This is a genomic window from Bdellovibrionota bacterium (assembly GCA_040386775.1).
Classification (GTDB): domain Bacteria; phylum Bdellovibrionota; class Bdellovibrionia; order Bdellovibrionales; family JAEYZS01; genus JAEYZS01.
In genome coordinates, this window is the sequence record JAZKEU010000002.1 from 17,705 (window position 1) to 28,746 (window position 11,042).

At 38.0% G+C, this 11,042-nt stretch carries 11 protein-coding genes; all 11 read left to right on the top strand.

The features are described from left to right. Positions 1 to 12: 12 nt before the first annotated feature. Positions 13 to 2,028 (top strand): hybrid sensor histidine kinase/response regulator, encoded by a 2,016-nt coding sequence (locus V4596_00795; GenBank protein MES2767654.1) that lies wholly within the window; start codon positions 13 to 15, stop codon positions 2,026 to 2,028. After that, positions 2,025 to 2,408, top strand: a complete 384-nt coding sequence (locus V4596_00800; GenBank protein ID MES2767655.1) for a response regulator — start codon at positions 2,025 to 2,027, stop codon at positions 2,406 to 2,408. The genes V4596_00795 and V4596_00800 overlap by 4 nt, the downstream gene beginning before the upstream one ends. A gap of 3 nt (positions 2,409 to 2,411) precedes the next feature. After that, positions 2,412 to 2,783, top strand: a complete 372-nt coding sequence (locus tag V4596_00805) for a hypothetical protein (protein MES2767656.1) — start codon at positions 2,412 to 2,414, stop codon at positions 2,781 to 2,783. Continuing rightward, on the top strand, positions 2,780 to 3,337 hold the full coding sequence (gene rsmD / locus V4596_00810; GenBank protein MES2767657.1) for a 16S rRNA (guanine(966)-N(2))-methyltransferase RsmD: 558 nt from the start codon (positions 2,780 to 2,782) through the stop codon (positions 3,335 to 3,337). The genes V4596_00805 and rsmD overlap by 4 nt, the downstream gene beginning before the upstream one ends. Continuing rightward, positions 3,334 to 3,816: a pantetheine-phosphate adenylyltransferase gene (gene coaD / locus V4596_00815; GenBank protein ID MES2767658.1), complete on the top strand. Its 483-nt coding sequence runs from the start codon at positions 3,334 to 3,336 to the stop codon at positions 3,814 to 3,816. The genes rsmD and coaD overlap by 4 nt, the downstream gene beginning before the upstream one ends. A gap of 108 nt (positions 3,817 to 3,924) precedes the next feature. Then, positions 3,925 to 5,028 carry a pyridoxal phosphate-dependent aminotransferase gene (locus V4596_00820; GenBank protein MES2767659.1) on the top strand — a complete coding sequence of 368 codons (1,104 nt, stop codon included), beginning with the start codon at positions 3,925 to 3,927 and terminating at the stop codon, positions 5,026 to 5,028. 245 nt (positions 5,029 to 5,273) lie between these two features. After that, on the top strand, positions 5,274 to 6,593 hold the full coding sequence (locus tag V4596_00825; protein MES2767660.1) for a hypothetical protein: 1,320 nt from the start codon (positions 5,274 to 5,276) through the stop codon (positions 6,591 to 6,593). A 24-nt stretch (positions 6,594 to 6,617) separates the two neighbouring features. Then, positions 6,618 to 7,934: a hypothetical protein gene (locus V4596_00830; protein MES2767661.1), complete on the top strand. Its 1,317-nt coding sequence runs from the start codon at positions 6,618 to 6,620 to the stop codon at positions 7,932 to 7,934. Positions 7,935 to 7,957: 23 nt separating this feature from the next. Further along, positions 7,958 to 9,295 carry a hypothetical protein gene (locus V4596_00835; GenBank protein ID MES2767662.1) on the top strand — a complete coding sequence of 446 codons (1,338 nt, stop codon included), beginning with the start codon at positions 7,958 to 7,960 and terminating at the stop codon, positions 9,293 to 9,295. Positions 9,296 to 9,447: 152 nt separating this feature from the next. Continuing rightward, complete coding sequence (locus V4596_00840) at positions 9,448 to 10,782, top strand: hypothetical protein (GenBank protein MES2767663.1); 1,335 nt, start codon at positions 9,448 to 9,450, stop codon at positions 10,780 to 10,782. 23 nt (positions 10,783 to 10,805) lie between these two features. Further along, on the top strand, positions 10,806 to 11,042 hold a 237-nt coding region (locus V4596_00845), incomplete at its 3' end, for a hypothetical protein (GenBank protein MES2767664.1).

An 11,042-nucleotide genomic window follows, 5' to 3' on the forward strand; every position in this document is an offset into this window, starting at 1 on the left:
ATAATTGTCTCTATGATAGAGACCAAGCCTACAGTCTTATGGGTCGATGATGATGCATATGTTTTGTCTTCGGCAAGAAGGCTTCTCGCGCTTCAGGGCTTCAATGTTATCACATTAGAAAATCCTTTAGAAACTCTTAAGCTCATTGAAGAACATAAGGTTACCGTTTTGATCTCTGATCAAAGAATGCCTCCCATGACTGGAATTGAAGTTCTCAAGGCGGCCAAAGAAAAATTTCCTGATGTGACTCGTCTCATGGTGACTGGGTTTTTTGATAAAGAACTTTTAGAAGAAGCTATTAACGTGGCTGGTGTTTTTAGATTTATAAATAAACCTTGGTCAGAGCAAGAGTTGATCTCAGACATCAAGCAAGCTATTGAACATACTCATCAGTTAAGAAAATACAATGAGCTCAGTCGTGAAATTAAAAATAAAAATAAGGATCTCACGCAGCTGACGGAAAACCTAGAGAGCATTATCTTTGAGAGAACCAAAGAAATTAATCAGTTCAATAAAGATCAAGAAAATAAAAACAAACAAATCAGAGATCTGGTGCACTTTATCCAAGACACTCATCAGGTGAATTCTCTTTCAGAGTTGATGGACTGCCTGGTAGAGGATCTTGAGAAATTTAAAGTGACGCCAATTTTTTGTTACAAGTCTGCGCATGGAGATCCAAGAATTCTTTTTTCAAGAAAAGGAGATTGGATCAATCAATCAATGACATTTACTTGGAATAAAAAGCCAGAGATTAAAGTGAATGACAAGGCCGATCAAAAATTCTTGGCCGATACACTTAAGCGACCCATTGTAAAGGTGATCAGTCTTCCTTTGCTAAAATTTAAAAATACTGAAGACCTTCAAAATACTCTGTTTATTGAACATAATACTCCAGATTCAGAGCTTTCGTCATTTATGGATTATTTGACTTCTAGAATTCAAGTTTTGAGTCTGGCAGCGGATAGAATTCTATACATTGAAAAGATTGAATATGATTCGGGTCAATGGGAAAGAACTTTCGACTCCATTCAGGATCCTTTATGTATTGTGGACGTAGAGGGACATAAGCTCAGAACCAATTCTTCGTATCAAAAACATATCAAGACATCTAAGAGCGAAGAAGGTTTGATCAGCTTAGTCCAAAAAACAAAAATGAATCAAAGTGAAGTCATAAAAAAAGATGAAAAAACTTTTGAAGTGAGTGGATTTCCTATTAAGGAAGCACAGTTTGATGATGTGAACCATTTTGTTCTTTATTACAAAAATATTACCGAAGAGAGAAATCTTTTTGACCAAATGATTCAAAATGAAAAGATGGCAGCCTTAGGTTTGCTTGCAGGGAATATCGCCCATGAATTAAACAACCCTCTGACAGGTATTAGATCTTTTGCCCAAATTCTTAAAGTCGATTCTTCTCTTAAAAAAGAATACATTAGCGATCTCAGCGAGATTGATAAAGCGGCAATGAGATGTCAAAATATTATTCAAGGATTAAAAGAATTTTCTGTTGGAAATGCCAACGCGACCCACTTAAAGAAAATTTCTCTTAACGAAACCATTGGAAAGACTTTGCCATTTTTAAAATCCGCGGTGAGACATCACAATTTGAATTTAGAACTCTCTGATAAGGATGAAATAGAAGTTTTTGCCGATCCACAAATCTTACAGCAGATCATCTTTAACCTGATCATCAATGCTTGTCAGGCGCTAGTGGACCCAGGGATAGTTACGGTAAGAACAAGTAAAAAAGGTGACTTCGGAATTTTAGAAATCGAAGACAATGGGCCTGGAATTCCTGAAAATATTCAGACGAAAATTTTTGAACCTTTCTTTACTACTAAAAAAGACGGAGAAGGAACGGGATTGGGTCTGAGCTTTTGCAAAAGCATGCTAGAAAAAATGGGAGGGGAAATTTCGTTCAAAACTGCGTCTATCAGAGGAACACAATTCATCGTAAAAATACCTACGAAGACCATTTCCCTTAAGGTTGTTAAGATGAAAATTTCCGATAAAAAGGTAAAGAAATGATGAACAAATTTTTAAAAACTTTGATTATTGATGATGAATTACTGATCAGAAAATCCATCGGTAGAATTCTTAAGCAACGTGGCCATGAGGTTTCTGAAGCCGAGAATGGCAATATTGCCCTGGATGTTTGGCGGGAAGTGAAGCCGGATTTAGTCTTACTCGACTTTATGATGCCTGGGAGAAATGGCTTGGAGGTTTTAAGAGAGATTGAGCCGGAATTAAAGAAGTGTGTGATTGTGATGTCTGCCTATGTTGGCCAAAATGAACATAAAGATTTTATTAAGCTAGGCGCTTCACACTTTTTTTCTAAGCCTTTTGATGATATTTTTAAGTTTATAGATCAAGTCGAAGAAATAGCTACTGAACAAAACAAGAAGTGATTGATGCCACAAAGTGCTCCAAAAAACAAAATTAATATCTATCCCATTGAGATAAACATCGAAGTTGAAGGCGGTCCGCACAAGGCCCAAGCTTATAAGATCAATCCTCAGGGCATGATCATGGAAGTTTTTGTGAGTAAATTCAAACCCCAGCAGTCACTCAAATTAAAATGGATTCTTCCCATAGATGATATTGGAATGGAGGAGGACGCAGTGGTGGTTAAATTATATTCTCAACCGAAGGGTAACAAAATTCAGTACCTTATGGAAATCCATTTCAAGAAGATCAAACCGCAAAACGCAGAAGCCATTAAATTTTTATTGGATCGTGTTGAGCATCACAAAAAACAAATCGAAAAGAAAGCTCAATCATGAGAGTTATCGCCGGTAGATTTAAAGGACGAGTTTTGAAAAGCTTTGAAGCTTCTCACATTAGACCGACTACGGATCGCGTAAAGGAAACTCTTTTCAATATTCTTATGGGACATATTGAGGGGGCAAGGGTTTTGGATCTTTTTGCCGGTACGGGGAACCTCTCTATCGAGGCACTCTCTCGCGGGGCGGAAGTTGTAGAGTGTGTAGAAAAGCATCCAACATCGATCAAGATCATTTTTGAAAATTTAAAAATGATTAAAATAGAAAGCGAAATCAAAGTTCATAGAGAGGATGCATTTTTATTTTTGAAAAGATTTAAAGGTAAAGCCTTTGACGTGATTTTTATTGATCCCCCTTTTACCGAGCAATTGGCTGATTCCATCATGACGGAAATCGAAAGAACGGAAGTTTTTCACCCTGAAACCATTATAGCCATAGAGTCTGCCAAGAAAGAAAAGCTCTTGGGTGAATACGGCAGGCTTACGGCCATTGACACGAGGCTTTTTGGTGATAAAGTGCTCACATTGTTTAAGCAACAAAGTAAGGTTTTATGAGTAAGACACGCATTGTATACCCAGGAAGTTTCGATCCCATCACTTTGGGCCACTTGGATATCATCGAGCGTCTCAGTGAAAAATTTGATGAAGTCGTAGTTTTGATTTCATCTTCAACGCAAAAAAAATACATATTTAATTTTAAAGAGCGCAAGGATTTGGTTGGCAAAGCTTGCAAAAATTTTGAAAATGTAACGGTAGATTCTTCTGATGGTTTGCTCGTAGATTATCTAAAGAAGAATAAGATCACGATGCTTGCTAAAGGTCTACGCAATGGTCGTGATTTCGAATACGAGATCACGATGGATCATACAAACAAAACACTTTATCCAGAAATTGAAACGATATATTTAGTCTCCCGTCCAGAATATAGTTTTATCTCTTCTACTCTGGTAAAAGAAATTGCTATGCTCAAAGGGGATTTGAAGAAATTTGTTCCCGACATCGTATTAAAGGCACTCTCAAAAAGAAATAGTTGAGCAAAATAGAGGTTCAAAATGCTTTCAGAAAGAGCGAAAAAACTAAAGTCATCACCGACTCTATAGCTAGCTGCCAAAGGTAGAAAACTAAAAGCCGAAGGTCACGATGTGATCTCTTTAGCCGTGGGAGAACCCGACTGGGACACTTTCGAAGTTGCTAAAGCTGAAGCCATTGAATCTATCAACAAGGGTTTTACGAAGTATGTTTCAGCAAATGGAATTGAAGAACTTAGAAAGGCCATCGTAGAAGATTTAAAGAAAGATTACGGATTTGATTACTCGCCAGAGCAAGTTTCAGTAGCGACTGGTGGGAAAATGTCGATCTTTGCTCTTCTTCAAGTACTCATTGGAAAAGGTGATGAAGTTTTAATTCCAGCACCTTACTGGGTGAGCTATCCCGACATGACAGAGCTTGCTGATGGAACACCTGTTTTCATTCCTTCAACGGAAGCTGCCGGATTTAAAATCACGCCAAAAGATCTTGAATCAAAAATCACTCCTAAAACAAAACTTTTGATGCTTAATTCTCCTTCGAATCCTACCGGAAGCGTTTATACAAAAGAAGAATTAAAAGCGATTGCAGAAGTTCTAAAAAAGCATCCGCAAATTTTTGTAATGAGCGATGATATATACAATAAACTTTACTTCAGTGGCGCTTTAGCTCCACAGATTTTAGAAGTGGCTCCAGAATTAAAAGAGAGACTGATCATCATCAACGGTGCTTCAAAATCTTATTCTATGACTGGCTGGAGAGTGGGTTGGGGAGTAGGACCTCTTCCAATCATTAAAGCTATGGCAAATTATCAAAGTCAGTCTACAGGTTGCGGAAATTCTATTGCTCAAAGAGCAACCTTTAAAGCCATCACAGAAGGTGGCAAAGAGTTAAGCGCAGTTCAAAGAAAATTAATTGAAAGAAAAAACTACGCTATAGCTGAAGTTAAAAAAGTAAAAGACGTTTCGGTCTACAATCCTGATGGAGCCTTCTACCTTTGGGTTAACATTTCAAAATGTTTAGGCAAGCAATTTAGAGGCGAGTCAGTTAAAACCTCAAAAGAATTCTGCGCAATGCTTTTGGAAGATAAAAAAGTAATTACAGTTCCCGGAGTAGAATTCGGCATGGACGGCTATTTGAGATTGAGTTTCGCCATAGAAGCAAAACGAATGACCGAAGCCTTCACCCGCATGAATTCATTTATTTCAGAACTAAAGTAGTTCTCCTTAATGATGCTTTGTAGAAGACTAATCAAACTTTTCAACTGAAATGTAAAAAATTCAGGACAAACATTCTTATATGTTTAAGTTTTGTGAAAAAAATAAACATTTACCCGAAAAATATGGTGGGTTGGATTTACAAAAAATTTGTTTAAGTGCATCTCGCAATCATTTAGCTCCAAAAATTTATTTTTAATTATTAGTATACAAATCTTAATTTTAGAAAATAAACTGAGGTTTTTAAAATGGGTAAATTTGCATTCGTATTTTTATTTGTTTTAGTTTTTATCTCTAACTCAAGTTATTCCAGTGAAATATGTACAAATCTTTTTAAAGAAGATCCTTTAAATTCTCTATATTTAAATCTTAGAAATCAAAATTCTGCTCATGCAGAGACCTACAGTTTGTATCTTGAACTCGTAGCTCAACACCCTATTCTTGGAAAAGTATTTAAAAAACGTGATATCCTCGAAGTTCTATTGGATGAAGAGCTATCTTCTCGAGGTGAGTCTTTAACTAAACTTTTTAAATCTTTATCAAACAGAAAATATGAGCTTTCAGAAAGTACCCTCGCAACAATTCTTGAAAGACATTTATTAAAAAGAGTTCCAGAAGAAACCATTCCAGAGAGAGTAGGCAGTTTTCTTAATGGTGCTCCCAATTCTTTAATCAAGGTCCTTGGAGATATGACTTTGTCTGAAGTTCAGTTATTGACCTATGGAAAAGATCCACTGAAGCCTAGTCCTGAAAGTCTTCTCGGCCAGTACATTGCAAACACTGCGGCAAGTACAGTGGTGAGAAGTTTTTCCATGGGGCCTCGTAGAAAAAGCCAAGGAGAAAAACGGCTAGTTGTTGCTGTCAGTGAAGCATCATTTGCAGAGTATCTTCGACTTTTTAAAAATGTTCATTTTTTAATTCACGTACACACACCAGAGCAAGGAACACTGCATGTTGCGCAAAATGGCCGGCACGGTTCTTATGGAGGCTTACAGAATGCTTTGAGAAATTCAAGCATCGGCACAATCATGCCACACATTCTTCTTTCTAGTACAGAGGCAAACAGAGTTACCAATTTCTTTAAATTGGGAGCATTGAACGTAGGTGGACAACCAGCGTTACGTCCTTGGAGTTTAAAAGGCAAAGACGATGTTTCTTATTGCGCCAGAGGTGGGTATTCAAGTTGCACTCATTGGTTTGGAAACATTCCGATGGGGGATAAAAAAGTCGAGGGTTATAGTTTTCCTGGTAAAGTAGATAGCCATGCTGATCGTGACGTGCCTAAAGGGCGTCAATATAAAGAATTAGTTCCTTACAATTTCGAAGGCACTAAGGATCAATTAAAGCTTATGAATCTTGTTTGGCAGGTGCCTGGACATGAGCAACTGTCTTCTGTCTTAGGCTTAGAGCATAAGAATGTGTCAGGAGAATTTGCAAGCCCTGGTTTTGTAGCGGTTTCATTAACTGCAGCGGCACCAGTGCAAAGAGTGCCGGTTGTATTTTTAATAACTAAAGATCACCAAGCAGAAATAATGCCAGATTTCGATCCGAGTATTCATGCATTCTAAAATAGGAAATAAGAGGATTTATTTATGAATAAAATTATATTTACAATACTGTTATTGGCTATTTCTCCGTGGCATTTAGCATATTCTAATGAGACGTGTGCCAGTATTTTTTATGATCGCACAGAACTCATGTATTCTACGCTCAAAGTAAAAAATGAATTTTATGGTAAGTCTTATGAGTTGTATTTAAAAGTTATTAAAAAACATCCTTACCTTGAAAGAATTTTTACCAGGGATCAAATCTTAGAAATCCTATTGCAAGAAGAAATGCCTTCGAGGAGCGAAGCTTTAGTTAGACTGATTAAAAATTTATCAAAAGTATCAGTGGCTTCTTTGAACAAGGGAACGCTAACCACTGCGCTAAAAAGAAACTTAAAAGGGATGGTTCCGGCAGAAACTATTCCGGCAAGGGTCGAAAAATTTCTAAACGGTGTTCCTAATTCTTTAGGCAGGCTCCTTGGAGATATGACTCTGAAGGAAGTTCAGTTGCTGACCTACGGGAAGAATCCGCTGAAGCCTAGTCCTGAAAGTCTTCTCGGCCAATACATTGCGGAAACCGGAGCGCAGTCTATTGTAACAAGGTTTTCACTGGGACCAAATAGAAAAAACTTTGGTGAATCAAGACTTGTGGTAGCTGTGAGCCGTTCATCGTTTGCGAAATATCTAGAGTTTTTTAAAAAAACTAACTTTTTGATTCATGTGCATACTCCACACCAAGGAACTTTGCATGTTGCGCAGAATGGTCTCTTTGGTTCCTATGGGAGATTACAGTATCAGTTTCGTTTTCCGAGAATAGGCACCATCATGCCACATATTCTTCTTTCGACTACAGAAGCGAATAGATCTGCCAATTTTTTTAAATTGGGAACAATGAATGAGTATTTGGCTCAACACCCTTGGGAATTAAAAAGCAAAGATGATGTTTCATATTGCGCAAGGAGTGGCTATTCAAGTTGTACTCATTGGTTCGGTAATATTCCAATTGGAGATAAAACCGTCGACGGATACAAATTTCCAGGTCGCGTAGATGAACATGCTGATTCCGAAGTTCCGACAGGGCGCCAATACAAAAAATTAGTTCCTTATGATGTGGAATCTATGTATGCAGAGACGGCAAAGCTTGTGCAATTGGTTTGGAAAACTCCTGGAAATGAGCAGTTGGCATCCGTGTTGGGCCTAGAGAGACAAAATGTGGCGGGAGAATTTGCAAGCCCAGGTTTTGTGGCCGTTTCGTTAACTGCAGCAGCGCCGGTAGAAAGAGTGCCGGTTGTATTTTTAATAACTCAAAATCACCAAGCAGAAATAAAACCAGATTTCGATCCGAGTATTCATGCGTACTAAAATCGAAAACTAAGAGGATTTAAATGAATAAAATTATATTTTTAATAATGTTGTTGTTGACCATCCTTCCAATGCGCTTCGCGTATTCTAATGATACCTGTGTCAGCATTTTTCAAAATGCAGGCACGACAGAGCGCATGTACTCCAGACTCAAAGAAAAAAATGAATTTTATAGCCGATCTTATGAGCAATATTTAGAGGTGACTCGTCAACATCCTTACCTTGAAAGAATCTTTACCAAGGATCAAGTTTTAAAAACCTTATTGCAAGAAAGAATGCCATTGAGAAGTGATAGCCTAGTTGAGCTGATCGAAAATTTATCAAAAACATCAGTTGCTTCCTTGAATGGGAGAACCCTCTCTACTGTACTTAAGAAAAATTTAGAAGGGAAAGTTCCCGCAGAAACTATTCCGGCAAGGGTCGAAAAATTTCTAAACGGTACTCCTGATTCTTTAGGCCGCGTCCTTGGAGATATGACTCTGAAGGAAGTTCAGTTATTGACGTATGGTAAAGATCCACTAAACCCTAGCCCGCAAAGTCTGCTCGGCAAGTACATTGCAGAGACAGGCGCGCAAACCGCTATCAAAAATTTTTCACTTGGACCAAAAAGAAAAAACTCTACACAAGCAAGACTTGTGGTTGCAGTCAGTGAAGCTTCATTTGCTCGGTATCTAGAACTCTTCAAAAAGCCTAATTTTTTAATTCATGTGCATACTCCACAGCAAGGCACTCTTTATGTTGCGCAGAATGGTCTCCATGGTTCATATGGAAGTTTAACCAATGAGCTTCGTCTTCCCAGCATTGGTACCATCATGCCGCACATTCTTCTTTCAAGTAAGGAAGCCAATAGATCTACCAATTTTTTTAAATTGGGAGGCATAAATGGTGAATTGGCTCAATACCCTTGGGAACTAAAAAACAAAGATGACGTTTCATATTGTGCAAGAAGCGGTTACTCAAGTTGTACTCATTGGTTCGGCAATATTCCGCTTGGAGATAAAACCGTCGACGGATACAAATTTCCAGGTCGCGTAGATGAACATGCTGATTACGATGTTCCTGAAGGCCGCCAGTATAAAAAACTTGTTCCTTACGATCTGAAATTTCTAGATACAGAAATTGATGCGGAAGAGGCAAGGCTTGTGCGATTGGTTTGGAAAACTCCTGGAAATGAGCAGTTGGCATCAGTGTTGGGTCTGGAAAGAAAAAATGTGGCGGGAGAATTCGCAAGCCCAGGCTTTGTAGCCGTTTCATTGACCGCGGCCGCACCAGTGACAAGAGTGCCTGTTGTATTTTTAATAACTTCAGATCACCGATTAGAAATAGATCCAAATTTTGATCCACAAATAGAAGCTTATTAAAGGGTGAAAAAAATAAATATCTACTCTCACCTCAAGTAAGGTTGAATTTACAAAAAGTGCAGATTGCGGGTAGATCAATATTATTTAGATACAATAATTTATATTTAATAACTAAGGTTCCTTAAATTTAAAAAGCGCGCGCGGAGATTGTGATGAAAAAAACAGCATTTTTATTATTACTATTACTTAGTTTTACAACAAGCTTAGCTTATTCTAATACTTGTTCAAAAATGTTTGAATTATCAGATTCAGAAGTTACTGCGCAATTATACACCAAGCTTAAAGAGCAAAATAATACTTATGGTACAGCTTACGATAACTTCATAGAAGTTAGTAATCAGTATCCAGTTTTAAATGCCGCTTTTAAAAGACATGAAGTTCTTAAAATTTTATTGAATTTAGAAGCTCCGATGGTTAGCGAATCACTGACTAAACTTCTTAATAGTTTAACATCCTCTGAAAAAACAGCTTCTTTTTCTCGAGATGATTTAACTGAAATTCTTAAGACACACTTAAAAGATACGGTTCCTCCCAGCAGTATTCCCAGAAGAATAGAAAGTTTTTTAAGAGGAGCTCCAAATTCATTGAATAAAGTTCTGGGCGAAATGACTTTAAGCGAAGTTCAATTGCTTATGTATGGGAGTGATCCTTTAAATCCCAGCTCTGATAGTCTTCTTGGGCAGTACATTGCTCTCACGGGTGCTAAAACTGTAGTAAAAAGTTTTTCTCTTGGACCCGATAAGCCAGGACAATTTGGTGAGCCACGCTTAGTCGTTGCTGTGAGCGAAGCTTCTTTTCCGGAGTATATGAGACTTTTTTCGAACGCTCATTTTTTAGCGCACTATCATACTCCTAATCAAGGAACGCTTCATACAGTTCACAACGGACGTATGGGTTCATATGGTAATTTGAGCAATCAGCTAGCGCCTGGGATTGCAAATGGAACGATTTTACCTCAAATGCTTCTTTCAAGTTCTGAAGCCAACAGAGCAACAAATTTCTTTAAATTAGCATCTTTAGATGGAGCTGTCGCACAAGGACCTTGGCGTCTCCTAGATAAAGACAACGCTTCTTACTGTGCCAGAGGTGGTTACTCAAGTTGCACTCACTGGTTTGGAAATATTCCGATAGGCGACAAAAGAGTGGTTGGGTATAAGTTTCCGGGACGCGTAGATCAATACGCAGACAGAGACGTGCCAGAGGGAGTTCAATACAAAGAATTAACTCCTTATAGTTTAGAAGGTCGTTCACCTCAAAACGCCAAACTTATTGAGATTGTTTGGAAATCGCCTGGGCACGAACAACTGTCTTCTGTTTTGGGTTTAGAGAGCAACAATATCGCAGGAGAATTTGCAAGTCCGGGTTTTGTCGCAGTGTCGTTAACAGCAGCTGCTCCTGTGGGAAGAGTGCCTGTTGTGTTTTTGAAAACGCCAGATCATACGCAAGATATAGATCCAGATTTTAATCCACAAATAAACGCATTTTAGAGAGGAAAGAGGGGACAAGGGGGATGATTAAATTATTACTGATAATAGCAAGTGTATTTTCCGTAAATGCCGTTGAAGCACGAACTTGCGGATCGCTTTTTGAGCAAATAAATGTTTCTCAGCCTGTAACTGCAAGATTTGAGACTAGAAATTTTAAATTTGGATTTGAAAGTGAATTTGTACCCAAAGATTCCACTAAATTACTCGAAGTGTATTACCCTAAAAAATTATTAACAGAAGCTGAATGGAAAGAGCTCAGC